The sequence below is a fragment of the Streptomyces glomeratus genome (assembly GCF_021462825.1).
In the GTDB taxonomy this organism is placed as follows: Bacteria; Actinomycetota; Actinomycetes; order Streptomycetales; family Streptomycetaceae; genus Streptomyces; species Streptomyces glomeratus.
Window position 1 is genome coordinate 379813 of the sequence record NZ_JAKEEB010000001.1, and the last position, 14328, is coordinate 394140.

Genomic DNA, 14328 nt, shown 5'->3' on the forward strand with positions numbered 1-14328 from the left:
GACAGAGCCCGCAGAGCTCCACAGAGCCTGACAGAGACACAAGAGAGACTTCCTACCGCATGGAAACGCCCCCGCCGCCCACCCCGCGCACCGAGCCCACGGACGCGGATGTCGAGGCCATCCAGCAGCAGCTCGGCCGCGCCCCGCGCGGGCTGTGCGCCATCGCGCACCGCTGCCCGTGCGGGCAGCCGGACGTCGTGGAGACGGCTCCGAGGCTCCCCGACGGCACCCCGTTCCCGACGACGTACTACCTGACCTGCCCGCGCGCCGCCTCCGCGATCGGCACGCTGGAGGCCAACGGCGTCATGAAGGAGATGACGGAGCGCCTGGGCACCGACCCGGAGCTGGCCGCCGCCTACCGTGCCGCGCACGAGGACTACATCGCCCGCCGCGACGCCATCGAGGTCCTGGAGGGCTTCCCGAGCGCGGGCGGCATGCCGGACCGGGTGAAGTGCCTGCATGTGCTCGTGGCCCACTCGCTGGCCGCCGGCCCGGGCGTCAACCCGCTCGGCGACGAGGCGATCGCGATGCTGCCGGAGTGGTGGCGCAAGGGCTCGTGTGTGACGCCCGCGGGGCCGCCGTCCGGCGATGCGTGGGAGGTGGTGGAGACGTCCGACAGCGGCTGGTTCGCGGTCAACCCCGTCCACCTCGCCGACTCCGGGGAGAAGCAGACCGAGGAGAAGGAGGAGGGCCAGTGACACGCGTCGCCGCCGTCGACTGCGGTACGAACTCCATCCGGCTCCTGGTGGCGGACGCCGACCCCCGCACCGGTGAACTCGTCGAGCTGGACCGGCGGATGACGATCGTCCGGCTCGGGCAGGGGGTGGACCGGACCGGGCGTCTCGCCCCGGAGGCGCTCGAGCGCACGTTCGCCGCCTGCCGTGAGTATGCGGACGTCATCAAGGGGTACGGCGCCGAGCGGCTGCGTTTCGTCGCCACGTCCGCCTCCCGGGACGCCGAGAACAGGGACGAGTTCGTCCGCGGGGTGCTGGACATCCTCGGCGTCGAGCCCGAGGTCATCTCGGGCGACCAGGAGGCGGAGTTCTCCTTCACCGGCGCGACCAAGGAGCTGATGGGCCGGGAGGACCTCGCCAGGCCCTATCTGGTCGTGGACATCGGCGGCGGCTCCACCGAGTTCGTCGTGGGCGAGGACCACGTGCGCGCCGCCCGGTCCGTCGACATCGGCTGCGTGCGCATGACGGAACGTCACCTCGTGCGCCACGGGGTGGTCGGCGACCCGCCCACCGGGGAGCAGATCTCCGCCATACGGTCCGACATCGAGGGCGCACTGGACGAGGTGGAGCGGACGGTGCCGCTGCGGGAGGCGCACACCCTGGTCGGCCTCGCCGGCTCGGTCACCACCGTCTCGGCGATCGCCCAGGACCTCCCCGAGTACGACTCCGCGCGGATCCACCACTCCCGGATCTCCCTGGACCGGGTCCGCGAGATCACCGAGTGGCTCCTCGGGTCGACGCACGCCGAGCGGGCGGCGATCCCCTCCATGCATCCGGGGCGTGTGGACGTCATCGGCGCGGGGGCCCTCGTACTGCTCGCGATCATGGAGCGGATCGGGGCCCGGGAGGTCGTGGTCAGCGAGCACGACATCCTCGACGGCATCGCGTGGTCCATCGCCTAGCGGTCGCCTGCGGGCGCCTGCGCCCGATGTGCTGACGGACCGTCGGGAGAGGTCCCGAAGTGACTTTTGCTACTCACCGGTAGCCTCTCCTGAGCAGGTTCGGTAACGTATGAGCGTGCCCGAGGGGGCCTCCGGGACTCCTCGGGGGTGTGCCGCCGAGAAAGTTCGTGAAGTTCTTCACAAGGAAATCGTCCCTGCTGAGCGGCGCCATGGGTCCATTGGGCCGTTCGGGGGGCTCAACGGCCCTTCCGGGGTGCTCACGCGAGCGTTTCCGGGGTCCGGTGCGGGTGTGGTGCGCATGTCCCGTCAGGACCGGGCAGGGGACCGGTGAAGAGCTCAAGGGGCAGCTCACGCGGCCTTGACAACGACCCGCCCGCCCCCGCGGTTCCCGCGTGATGTCATGATCTCCATCACGCGGGCGGCGGAGTGTAGCAGATGCCTCACCCGAGCTTGTGAAGGGGCGCACGAGCGACCCCCCAGGGGCGGGTGGATACTCGATGGCATGAGCACCACGGAGCGTCCCAGGATCCTCGTAGTAGGCGGTGGGTACGTAGGCCTGTACGCAGCTCGACGCATTCTGAAGAAGATGCGCTACGGGGAAGCGACCGTCACGGTCGTCGATCCCCGCTCGTACATGACCTACCAGCCCTTCCTCCCCGAAGCCGCCGCCGGCAGCATCTCCCCCCGGCATGTCGTCGTCCCGCTGCGACGCGTGCTGCCGAAGGCGGAGGTCCTCACCGGCCGGGTCACCACCATCGACCAGGACCGCAAGGTCGCCACGATCGCCCCGCTGGTCGGCGAGGCGTACGAGCTGCCCTTCGACTACCTGGTCATCGCACTCGGCGCGGTCTCCCGCACCTTCCCGATCCCCGGCCTCGCCGAGCAGGGCATCGGCATGAAGGGCATCGAGGAGTCCATCGGCCTGCGCAACCATGTTCTCGAGCAGCTCGACAAGGCCGACTCCACGACCGACGAGGACATCCGCCGCAAGGCGCTCACCTTCGTCTTCGTCGGCGGTGGCTTCGCCGGTGCGGAGACCATCGGCGAGGTCGAGGACATGGCCCGGGACGCGGCCAAGTACTACAGGAACGTGTCCCGCGAGGACATGCGCTTCATCCTCGTCGACGCGGCCGACAAGATCCTCCCCGAGGTCGGTCCCAAGCTCGGCCAGTACGGCAAGCAGCACCTCGAGGGCCGCGGCGTCGAGGTCTACCTGTCCACCTCCATGGAGTCCTGCGTCGACGGCCACGTGGTGCTGAAGAACGGCCTCGAGGTCGACTCCAACACGATCGTGTGGACGGCAGGCGTCAAGCCGAACCCGGCGCTCGCCCGCTTCGGCCTTCCGCTCGGCCCGCGCGGTCACGTGGACACCGCCCCCACCCTCCAGGTCCAGGGCACCGACTACATCTGGGCCGCGGGTGACAACGCCCAGGTGCCCGACGTCGTCGGCCGCAAGGCGGGCAACGAGAACGCCTGGTGCCCGCCGAACGCGCAGCACGCGCTGCGTCAGGCCAAGGTCCTCGGCGACAACGTCCTCTCCGGCATGCGGGGCTTCCCGCAGAAGGAGTACAGCCACGCCAACAAGGGCGCGGTCGCGGGTCTCGGCCTGCACAAGGGCGTCGCGATGATCGTCATGGGCAAGATGAAGATCAAGCTCAAGGGCCGCCTCGCCTGGTACATGCACCGTGGCTACCACGGTATGGCCATGCCGACTTGGAACCGCAAGATCCGGATCTTCGCGGACTGGACGCTCGGCATGTTCCTCAAGCGCGAGGTCGTCTCGCTCGGCGCGATCGAGTCTCCGCGTGAGGAGTTCTACGAGGCCGCCAAGCCGGCGCCCGTGGCCGCCGCGGCGAAGACCGAGGAGCGAGCCAAGGCCTCCTGACCTCACGGTCACCGGTCCAGCCGAAGGGCCTCCCGCCATCCGTGGTGCGGGAGGCCCTTCGGCATGCGGCGCACTTCCAGGCGCCTGACCTCGCAAGGCCGCGCCCACGGCCCCTTTCGGACACAGGCATTTTGCCCAGCCGTAACGCCAACGGGGGACTGCGTCCCGGCCCCGCAGGTGTTTACGTGGTGTGGGACATCCGGGAAGCGCCTTCCCGGCTATCCGTCCGATTCGAGCAGGGGAAACCCCAATCGGAGGTGTGCGCCATGGCCGACGCCGCACCGCGGCTGAAAAGCCTCGTAGAACAGTTGCTCGGGGTACCGCTCCCGCTGCGCATCCGCGCCTGGGACGGTTCGGAGGCCGGACCGCCCGGCGCCCCCGCCCTCGTCGTACGCAACCGCCGCGCCCTGCGCCGTCTGCTGTGGAAGCCGGGGGAGTTGGGCCTCGTCCGCGCCTGGGTCGCCGGGGACCTCGGCATCGACGGCGATCTCTACACCACCCTCGACCTGCTGGCCGGCCTGGTCTGGGAGCGTGGGGACGACGCCCGCACCCTCGTCCAGGCGGTCCGCGACCCGGATGTCCGGGCGGCCGTCCGCGGACTGGCCCGGCTGGGCGGTCCCTTCCCGCCACCCCCGCCGCCCCGCGAGGAGGTCCGCGGGGCCCGCAGCCACCTCCACACCCGGCGCAGCGACAAACGCGCCATCAGCCACCACTACGACGTCGGGAACGACTTCTACGAGATCGTCCTGGGCCCGTCCATGGTGTACTCGTGTGCCTACTGGGAGGCGCCGAACGGCACCCTGGAGAACGCCCAGCGCGACAAGCTCGAACTGGTCTGCCGCAAACTCGGCCTGAAGCCCGGTCAGCGGCTCCTCGACGTCGGCTGCGGCTGGGGCTCCATGGCGATCCACGCGGCCCGCGAGCACGGAGTGAGCGTCGTCGGCGTCACCCTCTCCCACGAGCAGGCCACGTACGCCCGCAAGCGGGTCGCCGACGAGGGCCTCACCGACCGCGTCGAGATCCGGGTGCAGGACTACCGCGATGTCGCCGACGGCCCCTACGACGCGATCTCCTCCATCGGCATGGCCGAGCACGTCGGCGCCGAGCGGTACCTGGAGTACGCCCGGCATCTGCACGGCCTGCTGAAGCCCGGCGGACGGCTGCTCAACCACCAGATCGCGCGGCGCCCCCAGAAGGACGAGTCCTCGTACTCCGTCGACGCGTTCATCGACGCCTACGTCTTCCCGGACGGGGAACTCGCCCCCGTCGGCTCCACGGTGGTCCAGCTGGAGCGCGCCGGGTTCGAGGTCCGTGACATGGAGTCCCTGCGCGAGCACTACGCCCTCACCCTGCGCGGCTGGGTCGCCAACCTCGAGGCGCAGTGGGGGCGTGCGCAGGCCCTGGCCGGCCCCGGCCGGGCCCGTGTGTGGCGGCTCTACATGGCCGCCTCCGCCCTCGCCTTCGAACGCAACCGCATCGGTGTCAACCAGGTCCTCGCGGTACGGACGCCGGACGCCGGCACCTCCGGGCTGCCGCTGCGCACCCGCACCTGGGACGCCTGACCAACGTCCGGACGCGACCGTACGACCCGCCCGCGGGTAGGACGAAGGGGCCCCGTTCCGCTCGGGAACGGGGCCCCTTCGTGACGGACGGCCGTCTGCCGCTACTCCGACTTGATCGCCGTGAGCATGTTCAGACGGGCCGCCCGCCGGGCCGGCCACAGGGCGGCCAGCACGCCGACCACCGCCGCGAGGAGGAGGAAGACGGCCATCCGGCCCCAGGGCAGGACCAGCTCGTACGTCGCCATCTTGGTGCCGAGCAGCTCACCGGCCGCCCAGCCGAAGAACACGCCCAGGCCGATGCCCAGGACCCCGCCGAACAGTGAGATGACCAGGGACTCCAGCCGGACCATCCGCTTGATGCCCTTGCGGTCCAGGCCGATCGCCCGGAGCATTCCGATCTCCTGCGAGCGCTCGAAGACCGACATGGCCAGGGTGTTGATGACCCCGAGGACGGCGACGATCACCGCCATGGCCAGCAGGCCGTAGAGCATGTTCAGCATCAGGGTGAAGATCTGCGCGATGCTGTTGGAGATGTCCTTCCTGTCCTGGATCAGGATGGCCGGGTTGTCGCCGAGCGCCTTCTGCAGAGCGCTCTTGGCCGAGGCGGTGGCGCCGTCCGACATCTTCACCATGACCTGCATGTCGGCCGGGTCGCTCAGGTGCGGGGAGAGTGTCGCGTTGTCGAGCATGATGCCGCGCATCATCTCGGTGCTTTGGTAGACACCGGTGACCGTCAACTGCTGCTTGCGGCCGTCCTCGTAGGCCACCGTGAACCGTGAGCCCGCCGTCCAGTGGTGGTCCTTGGCGGTCTCGTCGTCCACGACGACCTGGCTGCCGCCGACCCTGAACGTGCCGTGGTCGACCGTGAGGTCCGTCAGCTTGCCGATGGCGGCGCCGTTGACACCGGTCACGTACTCGGTGTCGCCCCCGATGCGGGCGGGCGCGTTGCGCAGCGGGCTGATCGCGGTGACGCCGTCGGTCGTCCGCAGCGTCTTCTCGACCTGGGGCGACAGCTCGTTGCGGTTCGCCATGGACACCACGTAGTCCGCCTTGATGGCGGAGGATGCCATCTTGTCGATCGCGCTCTGCAGGCTGCCCGCCATCACCGTCAGACCGGTGATCAGGGTCAGGCCGATCATCAGGGCCGAGGCGGTGGCCGCGGTGCGGCGCGGGTTGCGCACCGAGTTCTGCCGGGCCAGCTTTCCGGCGACCCCGAAGGCCCTCAGCAGGGGCGCGGCGGCCGCGATCAGCGGGCGGGACAGCAGAGGGGTGAGCACGAAGACGCCGATGACGAGGAGGACCGCGCCGAGACCCATCGGTGCCTGGCCGTCCGAGCTGCTCAGCGTGGTGGCGTACAGCACGGTGGCGATGCCGGCTCCGGCGAGCAGCGCGCCGATCGTGTTCCGTACGACCAGGGACTTGGTGGTGGTCTTCGCGTGCACGCTGCCCATCGCGGCGACCGGCGGGATCTTCGCGGCGCGCCGGCCCGGCAGCCAGGCGGCCAGCATCGTGATCAGGATGCCGACTGCGAGGGCGGCGACGACCGTGCCCGGGGTGATGACCAGGGGCCCGTCGGGAACCGTCCCGCCCAGCGAGCCCATCAGCGAGCGCAGCCCGGCACCGATGCCGACGCCGGCCACCAGACCGGTGACGGCCGCGACCGCGCCGACCACGAACGCCTCGACGAGCACGGACCGGGTGACCTGCCGGCGGGAGGCGCCGACCGCACGCAGCAGCGCCAGCTCCTTGGTGCGCTGGGCGACCAGCATGGTGAAGGTGTTCGCGATGATGAACGTGCCGACGAACAGGGCGATGCCCGCGAAGACCAGCAGGGCGGTGCGCATGCTGCTCGTCGCCTCGGCGATCTGCCGGGCCTGGTCGTCGGCGAGCTGCTTGCCGGTGATGGTGGAGGCGGCGTCCTTGGGCAGGATCTCGTCGAGGGCGTTGCGCAGCGCGATCTGGCCGGTGCCGGAGGCCGCCTTCACGTCGATCTCGTCGTAGGAGCCGTCCTTGTGGAACAGGCGCTGGGCGGTGGCCGTGTCGAAGAGGGCGAGGCTGCCGCCGGCCGCCACGTTGCCGTCGTCGGTGGTGAAGATGCCGGTGATCTTCGGGGTCAGCACGGGGCCGTCGATCGACAGCCGCACCGTGTCGCCCACCTTGTATCCGGCGCGCTCGGCGGTCTTGGAGTCGATGAGGACCTGGTCCTCGCCCTTCGGGGCGTGCCCGCTGACGATCGGGTACCGGGGGTCCTCGGTCCGCCAGTAGTTCCCGCCCTGGGACTGGAAGCCGTCGCCGATGAGCTTGCCGTTCTTGTCGGCGATGGCGGTGAAGCCGCTGACGACGCCGATGGCCGTCTCGGCGCCCTGCACCTTGGCGGCCTTGTCGAGAAGGGCCCCCGTGAGCTTCGGCTCCTTGGCTATCGTGTCGCCGGTGTCCTGGCGGCCCTCGGGCCGGATGGCCACGTCGACCTGGTCGAAGCCCTTGGCGGAACTCTTCTGGTAGGCATCCGAGATGGTGTTGGTGAAGACCAGGGTGCCCGACACGAAGGCCACGCCGAGCATCACGGCGAGGACGGTCATGAGCAGCCTGGCCTTGTGCGCGAGCACATTGCGCAGGGCGGTACGGAACATTTCTCTTCCAGGGCTGGGAGCGGGAGTCGGGCGGGGCCGTTCAGGCCGACGGGGGTCCGGGGGCGGGGCGCACGGAGGCGGGGCGCACGGAGGCGGGGCGCACGGAGGCGGGGCGCACGGAGGCGGGGCGCACGGAGGCGGGGCGCACGGCCCTCAGCTCGTGCGGCCCTTCGCGTCGAACCGCTTCATGCGGTCGAGCACCGCGTCCGCGCTCGGCTCGTACAGCTCGTCCACGATCCGGCCGTCCGCGAGGAAGATCACCCGGTCCGCGTAGGCCGCCGCCACCGGGTCGTGCGTGACCATCACCACCGTCTGCCCCAGCTCACGCACGGAGTTGCGCAGGAAGCCCAGCACCTCGGCACCCGACCGTGAGTCCAGGTTTCCGGTGGGCTCGTCGCCGAAGATGATGTCCGGCTTGGACGCGAGCGCCCGCGCCACCGCGACACGCTGCTGCTGGCCGCCGGACAGCTGCGCGGGCCGGTGGCTCAGCCGTCCCGAGAGTCCGACCATCTGGATCACGGTGTCCAGCCACGCCTTGTCCGGCTTGCGGCCCGCGATGTCCATGGGCAGGGTGATGTTCTCCAGCGCGGTCAGCGTCGGCAGCAGGTTGAACGCCTGGAAGATGAAGCCGATCTTGTCCCGGCGCAGCCTGGTGAGCTGCTTGTCCTTCAGCGAGCCCAGTTCGACGTCGCCGATGCGGACGGAACCGGACGAGAAGGAGTCGAGGCCGGCGACGCAGTGCATGAGCGTCGACTTGCCGGAGCCCGAGGGCCCCATGATGGCCGTGAACTGGGCCTGCCGGAAGTCGACGGTCACCCGGTCCAGGGCCACCACCTGCGTTTCGCCCTGTCCGTAGACCTTCGACAGATCTGTGGCGCGGGCGGCCACCGTGGTGGTCCGGTCGGCGAGAGGGGTGCTGGTCACGGGTGGGTGCTCCTGTCGGGACGACGACGGTCAAGGGGACGTGTTCCATCGTGGCGGCCCGAAGGTGGCGTGGAGTCAGCCGCTGTTCCGGTTCCCGGGGCAGCCTCGAGTCGGACCGCGACTGCCGGTGTCATACCTGGGGATGACCCCCGCCCCTGAGTCCGCCCCGAGCGAAAAGCGGTTGGTCAGCCCATACGCGGCCGCCCGCGACGCCCTCCTTCAGGGCGGTGAAATTCCGTCATTCCGCATACGCGGCCGATGGCTGCCCGACAGGCTGTTGGCAAGTGCGGAAGGCCTGTACCGGATGCTGATGCACCCTCAGACCTCAATAAAATAAGACAACATCGCATCGTGGGCACGCTGTTGGTGGGATGCGCCCCGATAGGCTCGGAACGCTCGATGCGGAGCCCATGGCCTGCCCGGATGGTGGAATGCAGACACGGCGAGCTTAAACCTCGCTGCCCCTCGGGGGCGTACCGGTTCAAGTCCGGTTCCGGGCACCTTCCCTACCTGCAGCGGAGGCGCGGGCCTCGGGTGCGGGAGCGGACCGAACCGGACCTGCTGCCGGAAATCGAGCGCCATCCGGACGCAGGTGAGCGCCGGGAACCGCGCGACGCGGGGCCCCGGCGCTGCCCTCCGGCCCGCCTGGACGCAGGTGATGGGCTGCATCACGGTGCGCATCGGGCCGCCTTCGTATCGACTTGCCGGTCGCCTGGATGAGCGGAGACGAGTCGATGGACGGCCGGTGCCGGCTCTACCTGGACGGCGGCCGGGATGTCGAGGACGGAGCTGACGGTGGTGTCGGGTTGCAGGCCTTTCGGGGGGTGGGGGCCGTAGGCGAGTTTCGCGGGGATGACGGCGAGGATGCGGCTGCCGACCCGTCGGCCGGTCAGGGCGTGGTCCCAGCCGGGGATGACGTTGCCGTGGCCGATGGCGACGGGCGTGGCTACGTGTTGTTGTGCGTCCAGAAGCTGGCGTCTTACTCCCCGCGTCGCCTCCGGCGCAACGCCACCGTGAGCAGCGCCGCGACAGCTATCGACGGAAGGAGGAGCACCCGAAGGGAGACGTACGGGACCGCCAGGTGCGCCAGCAGCAGGACGCTGGGCCCGGCGACAGCCGCGATCAGCGCGCCGGCACGGTCAGGCTTCCGGGAGCCTCCGCTTTTCAGTTCCATGCATATCCCACCATTCCGCCCGCCCAGCCGAAGCCCACGGACACCCCCCGCGAGGGTCCAGTCGACCGGATCGAGCAGACCGGCTGTCAAGCCATGGACGAGGACCGTTCCGCCGGCGGAGCCGTCCCACACCGTACCGGCCCGGAAGTAGTGGCTGTGGCTGACGCGGTGCCCCCACCGGCGCTGATGCCGGTAGTACCCGGCACAGGGGGCCACCCGGAGGAAGCGGCGATGCCCAGGGGGACCCTTGCAGGCCGTCGGGGTGAGTGCACCGGAGTCCGGTGTCACCCGCCCGCCCGGCTCCCGTGTCGCCCGTCGGAGTGACGGCGAGCTCCCGGGTTGATCAGCGGCCGGTCTCGACTCTGTTCCGGCTCGGTCATGGATGGAGCGGTTCCGTGCGGGGAATCACGGAGGTGCGTAGCGTGTTGCGCGCAAGGGTGAGGGAAAGATCCTCCTCAAGCACTAGGGTCATTCCTTTGCCTACCTATTACTCTTGAGCCAAGGCCACGCAGGGTGGCCATGGAGGAGTGAAATGAGGAGCAGCAACCCGGTCTTCTCGCGACGGGGGTTCAGCCGCGACAACGGCTACGCGGGCTTCAACACCGCGCCGCAGGCCGGGGGAGCCCCCGTGGGCACGCAGGGCAACCCGTACGCGCAGAACCCGTACGCGGGCGGCAACCCCTACGCCCAGAACCCTTACGCCCAGCAGACCCAGTACGGCGGCCCGCCGCAGGCCCCGGCCACCACCGGCCGGATGACGATGGACGACGTCGTCATGCGCTCGGCGATGACGCTCGGCACGGTCGCCGTCGGCGCGATCCTCGCCTGGGCGCTGCTGCCGGTCTCGTCCACCAGCTACGGCCTCGCGATCGGCTCCGCCCTGATCGCGTTCGTGCTGGCGATGGTGCAGTCCTTCAAGCGCACCCCCTCGCCCGCGCTGATCCTGGGATACGCCGCCTTCGAGGGCGTCTTCCTCGGCGTCATCAGCGAGATGTACAACGCGCAGTGGTCCGGCGCGCCCTTCCAGGCGGTGCTCGGCACCATGGCGGTCTCCGGTGCGACCCTGCTCGTCTACAAGGCGGGCTGGATCCGTGTCACCGCGCGGTACGCCCGCATCGGCATGGCCATCGCCATCGCGTTCGTCCTGGTGATGGCGGTCAACCTGCTGCTGGTCGCCTTCGGCGCCGCCCCCGACGGCGGGCTGCGCAGCATGGGCCCGCTGGGCGCGCTCGTCGGCATCATCGCGATCCTGCTCGGCGCGTTCTTCCTGACCCTCGACTTCAAGCAGATCGAGGACGGCATCGCGTACGGTGCGCCGCGCGAGGAGGCCTGGCTGGCCGCGTTCGGCCTGACCATGACCCTTGTGTGGATCTACGTGGAGATGCTGCGGCTGGTCGCCATCTTCAGCAGTAACGACTAGTTCCGGTCGGTCTGTGCCGAAGGGCCCGCGAACCACGGTTCGCGGGCCCTTCGCGGTGTGGTGTGCGGTTCGGTGGTGCGCGCTCAGGCGAGTTTGCGCGCGGCCCTCCTCAGGTCGTACTCGTGAATGATCGCTTTGGCGTGGCCGTACGCGAGATTGTGCTCGTGCCGGAGCCAGCTGACCTTCTCCTCGAAGCGGAGAGCGGGGCCTTCGTCGACGGTGCGAAGCCAGTCGGAGACTTCACGACCGGTGCAGTGGGGGATGCGGGCGAGCAGATTGCGATGGGTCTCCTCGGAGAAGACTTGGGACATCGGCGCCTCCGGACGCATTCGATGAAGCCGGTCCTTCAGGTCACCGTGCCTGAGTGTTCGCCTGTTGGCAACAGTGCTGCCGCGACGCGTAGTCTCGCGGCGTGCTTGATACGACGCCTTTGACCCGGGCAGTGGATCACTTCGCCGACCGGCTGCGGGCCGCTCCCCAGAGCCGGCTTCAACGGGGCGCCGCGGCCGAGGCCCTCGGCCTGGCAAGGGAGTTGGCGCGCCGCGCCCAGCTCCTGGAGGACCCCTCGGCCGAGCCCCGAGAGATGCCGGACGCGGGCATGTTCGCGGCCGCCGACCAGATCACGGTCGCCGCACACGATCTCGCACTCGTCCTCGGCGACGAGGAGGAGCTCGCCCGGGCCGTGGCGCTGGTGCGGGAGGCGCAGCAACGCGCCGGAGTCTGAGGCGTGGACTTCCGGCGCGGTGGTCACAGGGACGCGATGACGCGGTCCGCCAGGATGTAGACGCTCTCGTCGCCGCACTCGAACGTCAGCGCGTACGCCCCCGAGATGCCCGAGCCGCCGAGCAGGACCGGGGCGTGGCCGGCCGTCACGGCCGCGGCCAGGCGCTCGGCGGTCTCACGGTGCCCCGGGGTCATACACAGCGTCGTGCCGTCCGCGAAGACGTAGACGTCGAGGGTGCCCAGCGGGCCGGGGCGCACGTCGGCGAGTTCGGTACGGGTGGCGGCCAGTTCCTCCAGCCGGGCGACCGTGCGCTCGTGGTCGCCCACGACGGGGGAGGGGGACGGGACGAAGTCGGGGTGCGAGGGGTGCCGGCGACGGGCGGCGGCCAGTTCGGGGGAGTCGCCCGCGAAGCCGTCCTCCGCGGAGACGCCCCGGGCGAACTCGTTCTCCTCGGCTGAGGGTTCCGCCACCGGCTCCAGGCTGTCGTGCTCCAGGCCCGCGAAGTCCGACTGACGGGGCAGGAACAGCTCGACGTCGGGCAGGCCGAACAGGGAGGGGGCGTCGGCGATGTCCCGGGCCTCCTGGGCGGCCCAGAAGGCACGTGCCTCGGCCAGTTCGCGCTCCCGCTCCTCGGCGAGCGCCTCCGCCACGGCGGCGCGTATCTCCTCCGCGTCCGCGGCGGAGCGGGCGGCCGGCACCAGGCCGTGCGCCTGGGCGGCACGGCTCTCGGTGAGTTCGCCGCGCAGGGCCGCGACCTGTCGGCGCAGTGCCCGCACGCTGCACAGGACGGCGACGCCCACGCCCGCGGTGGCGGTCGTGGTGAGCAGCAGAGCAATCGGCATGGCGCTCACTGACGTACTCCCGGTTCAAGGTCGGCCCCCGACTTCCTACATCAGCTTGAAGGGTGGACTAACCAGCTGTCAGTGCGTAACGTCACGAAACGGACATGACCCGAGTGTGGGGACCCCTCCCCGAAACGGCTCTGACCTGCGCAGACATCCTTCGGAGGGAGATAGGTCACATCCTGGGGGAGATTGGATCACAAAACGGCCCGAAGCCCTGAGGGAACAGGGGCTCCGGGCCATTGCGCAGGGGGCGCGGTGAGGTCAGCTCAGGCGCTCGATGACCATCGCCATGCCCTGGCCGCCGCCGACGCACATCGTCTCCAGGCCGAACTGCTTGTCGTGCCACTGGAGCGAGTTGATCAGCGTGCCGGTGATACGGGCGCCGGTCATGCCGAAGGGGTGTCCGACGGCGATGGCACCGCCGTTGACGTTCAGCTTGTCCAGCGGGATGCCGAGGTCGCGGTAGGAGGGGATCACCTGGGCGGCGAAGGCCTCGTTGATCTCGACGAGGTCGATGTCGTCGATGGTGAGGCCGGCCCGCTGGAGGGCCTGCTTGCTGGCCTCGACGGGACCGTAGCCCATGATCTCGGGGGAGAGCCCGGAGACACCGGTGGAGACGATCCGGGCGAGCGGCGTGAGCCCCAGCTCCCGGGCCTTGGTGTCGCTCATGATGATCACGGCGGCGGCGCCGTCGTTCAGGGGGCAGCAGTTGGCGGCGGTGACGCGGCCGTCGGGGCGGAAGACGGGCTTCAGGCCGGCCACGCCCTCCAGGGTCACGCCGGGGCGCGGACCGTCGTCCTTGCTGACGACCGTCCCGTCGGGGAGGGTCACCGGGGTGATCTCGCGCTCCCAGAAGCCCTTGGCGATGGCCTGCTCGGCGAGGTTCTGCGAGCGGACGCCGAACTCGTCCATCTCCTCGCGGGTGACGCCCTTCAGCCGGGCGAGGTTCTCGGCGGTCTGGCCCATCGCGATGTACGGGTCGGGCAGCAGGCCGTCCTCGCGCGGGTCGTGCCAGTCGGCGCCCTCGGACTCGGCGACGGCGGCGGTGCGGGCCTCGGCCTCGGCGAAGAGGGGGTTGTGGGTGTCCGGGAGGCCGTCGGAGGTGCCCTTGACGCTGCGGCTGACCGTCTCGACGCCCGCGGATATGAAGACGTCGCCCTCGCCGGCCTTGATGGCGTGCAGGGCCATGCGGGAGGTCTGCAGGGAGGAGGAGCAGTACCGGGTGACGGTGCAGCCCGGAAGGTGGTCCATGCCCATCTGCACGGCGACGATGCGGCCGAGGTTGTGCCCCTGCTCGCCGCCCGGGAGGCCGCAGCCGAGCATCAGGTCGTCGATGTCCTTGGGGTCCAGCGCGGGCACCTTGGCCAGGGCCGCCTGGATGATCGTCGCGGTCAGGTCGTCCGGGCGGAGGTCCTTGAGGGAGCCCTTGAAGGCGCGGCCGATGGGAGAGCGGGCGGTCGAGACGATGACGGCTTCGGGCATCACGGCTCCATTGCACGAGGGGAGGCAGGGCTGTGAGGGAAGTTAC

At 70.3% G+C, this 14328-nt stretch carries 13 protein-coding genes and 1 tRNA gene; 7 read left to right on the forward strand and 7 right to left on the reverse strand.

Annotated features, from left to right (window positions below):
- The first annotated feature begins 59 nt into the window (after window positions 1-59).
- The 4 genes from LZ604_RS01710 to LZ604_RS01725 all read left to right on the forward strand — a co-directional run bounded on the left by LZ604_RS01710 (window position 60) and on the right by LZ604_RS01725 (window position 5083).
- Window positions 60-698 carry a DUF501 domain-containing protein gene (locus LZ604_RS01710; RefSeq protein ID WP_234511727.1) on the forward strand — a complete coding sequence of 213 codons (639 nt, stop codon included), beginning with the start codon at window positions 60-62 and terminating at the stop codon, window positions 696-698.
- On the forward strand, window positions 695-1636 hold the full coding sequence (locus LZ604_RS01715) for a Ppx/GppA phosphatase family protein (RefSeq protein WP_234511729.1): 942 nt from the start codon (window positions 695-697) through the stop codon (window positions 1634-1636). The genes LZ604_RS01710 and LZ604_RS01715 overlap by 4 nt, the downstream gene beginning before the upstream one ends.
- A gap of 502 nt (window positions 1637-2138) precedes the next feature.
- Window positions 2139-3521 (forward strand): NAD(P)/FAD-dependent oxidoreductase, encoded by a 1383-nt coding sequence (locus LZ604_RS01720; protein WP_234511731.1) that lies wholly within the window; start codon window positions 2139-2141, stop codon window positions 3519-3521.
- A gap of 266 nt (window positions 3522-3787) precedes the next feature.
- Complete coding sequence (locus tag LZ604_RS01725) at window positions 3788-5083, forward strand: SAM-dependent methyltransferase (protein ID WP_234511733.1); 1296 nt, start codon at window positions 3788-3790, stop codon at window positions 5081-5083.
- A 101-nt stretch (window positions 5084-5184) separates the two neighbouring features.
- Here LZ604_RS01725 and LZ604_RS01730 read toward each other — a convergent pair whose 3' ends face one another.
- Window positions 5185-7713: an ABC transporter permease gene (locus tag LZ604_RS01730; protein WP_234511735.1), complete on the reverse strand. Its 2529-nt coding sequence runs from the start codon at window positions 7711-7713 to the stop codon at window positions 5185-5187.
- Window positions 7714-7866: 153 nt separating this feature from the next.
- The gene (locus LZ604_RS01735) at window positions 7867-8637 is read right to left on the reverse strand and encodes an ABC transporter ATP-binding protein (RefSeq protein WP_234511737.1); all 771 of its coding nucleotides are present in this window, start codon (window positions 8635-8637) and stop codon (window positions 7867-7869) included.
- 417 nt (window positions 8638-9054) lie between these two features.
- Between LZ604_RS01735 and LZ604_RS01740 the strand changes: the two genes are divergently transcribed.
- Window positions 9055-9137, forward strand: a tRNA-Leu gene (locus LZ604_RS01740).
- Window positions 9138-9305: 168 nt separating this feature from the next.
- Here the strand turns inward: LZ604_RS01740 and LZ604_RS36180 are convergent.
- Together LZ604_RS36180 and LZ604_RS01745 are read right to left on the reverse strand one after the other, a co-directional pair.
- Window positions 9306-9605 (reverse strand): FKBP-type peptidyl-prolyl cis-trans isomerase, encoded by a 300-nt coding sequence (locus LZ604_RS36180; RefSeq protein ID WP_372482075.1) that lies wholly within the window; start codon window positions 9603-9605, stop codon window positions 9306-9308.
- An 11-nt stretch (window positions 9606-9616) separates the two neighbouring features.
- On the reverse strand, window positions 9617-9811 hold the full coding sequence (locus LZ604_RS01745) for a hypothetical protein (protein ID WP_234511740.1): 195 nt from the start codon (window positions 9809-9811) through the stop codon (window positions 9617-9619).
- Window positions 9812-10343: 532 nt separating this feature from the next.
- On the opposite strand from LZ604_RS01745, the gene LZ604_RS01750 reads away from it, so the two are divergent.
- A complete protein-coding gene (locus LZ604_RS01750; protein WP_234511742.1) occupies window positions 10344-11231 on the forward strand; it encodes a Bax inhibitor-1/YccA family protein in 888 nt (295 codons plus the stop codon).
- Window positions 11232-11314: 83 nt separating this feature from the next.
- Here LZ604_RS01750 and LZ604_RS01755 read toward each other — a convergent pair whose 3' ends face one another.
- Entirely contained in the window at window positions 11315-11542 is a 228-nt protein-coding gene (locus LZ604_RS01755) for a DUF4287 domain-containing protein (RefSeq protein WP_234511744.1), read from the reverse strand.
- A 101-nt stretch (window positions 11543-11643) separates the two neighbouring features.
- Here LZ604_RS01755 and LZ604_RS01760 point away from each other — a divergent pair, with 101 nt between their 5' ends.
- A complete protein-coding gene (locus tag LZ604_RS01760) occupies window positions 11644-11955 on the forward strand; it encodes a hypothetical protein (protein WP_234511747.1) in 312 nt (103 codons plus the stop codon).
- 23 nt (window positions 11956-11978) lie between these two features.
- On the opposite strand, the gene LZ604_RS01765 is transcribed toward LZ604_RS01760, so the two are convergent.
- Both LZ604_RS01765 and LZ604_RS01770 read right to left on the reverse strand, forming a co-directional pair.
- The gene (locus LZ604_RS01765) at window positions 11979-12797 is read right to left on the reverse strand and encodes a hypothetical protein (RefSeq protein ID WP_234511749.1); all 819 of its coding nucleotides are present in this window, start codon (window positions 12795-12797) and stop codon (window positions 11979-11981) included.
- 264 nt (window positions 12798-13061) lie between these two features.
- The gene (locus LZ604_RS01770; protein ID WP_234511751.1) at window positions 13062-14282 is read right to left on the reverse strand and encodes an acetyl-CoA C-acetyltransferase; all 1221 of its coding nucleotides are present in this window, start codon (window positions 14280-14282) and stop codon (window positions 13062-13064) included.
- Window positions 14283-14328: the final 46 nt, after the last annotated feature.

Coding starts and splice junctions, on each gene's coding strand:
- LZ604_RS01710 (WP_234511727.1), top strand. CDS start 60: ATGGAAACGCCCCCGCCGCCCACCCCGCGCACCGAGCCCACGGACGCG.
- LZ604_RS01720 (WP_234511731.1), top strand. CDS start 2,139: ATGAGCACCACGGAGCGTCCCAGGATCCTCGTAGTAGGCGGTGGGTAC.
- LZ604_RS01725 (WP_234511733.1), top strand. CDS start 3,788: ATGGCCGACGCCGCACCGCGGCTGAAAAGCCTCGTAGAACAGTTGCTC.
- LZ604_RS01730 (WP_234511735.1), bottom strand. CDS start 7,713: ATGTTCCGTACCGCCCTGCGCAATGTGCTCGCGCACAAGGCCAGGCTG.
- LZ604_RS01745 (WP_234511740.1), bottom strand. CDS start 9,811: ATGGAACTGAAAAGCGGAGGCTCCCGGAAGCCTGACCGTGCCGGCGCG.
- LZ604_RS01750 (WP_234511742.1), top strand. CDS start 10,344: ATGAGGAGCAGCAACCCGGTCTTCTCGCGACGGGGGTTCAGCCGCGAC.
- LZ604_RS01755 (WP_234511744.1), bottom strand. CDS start 11,542: ATGTCCCAAGTCTTCTCCGAGGAGACCCATCGCAATCTGCTCGCCCGC.
- LZ604_RS01765 (WP_234511749.1), bottom strand. CDS start 12,797: ATGCCGATTGCTCTGCTGCTCACCACGACCGCCACCGCGGGCGTGGGC.
- LZ604_RS01770 (WP_234511751.1), bottom strand. CDS start 14,282: ATGCCCGAAGCCGTCATCGTCTCGACCGCCCGCTCTCCCATCGGCCGC.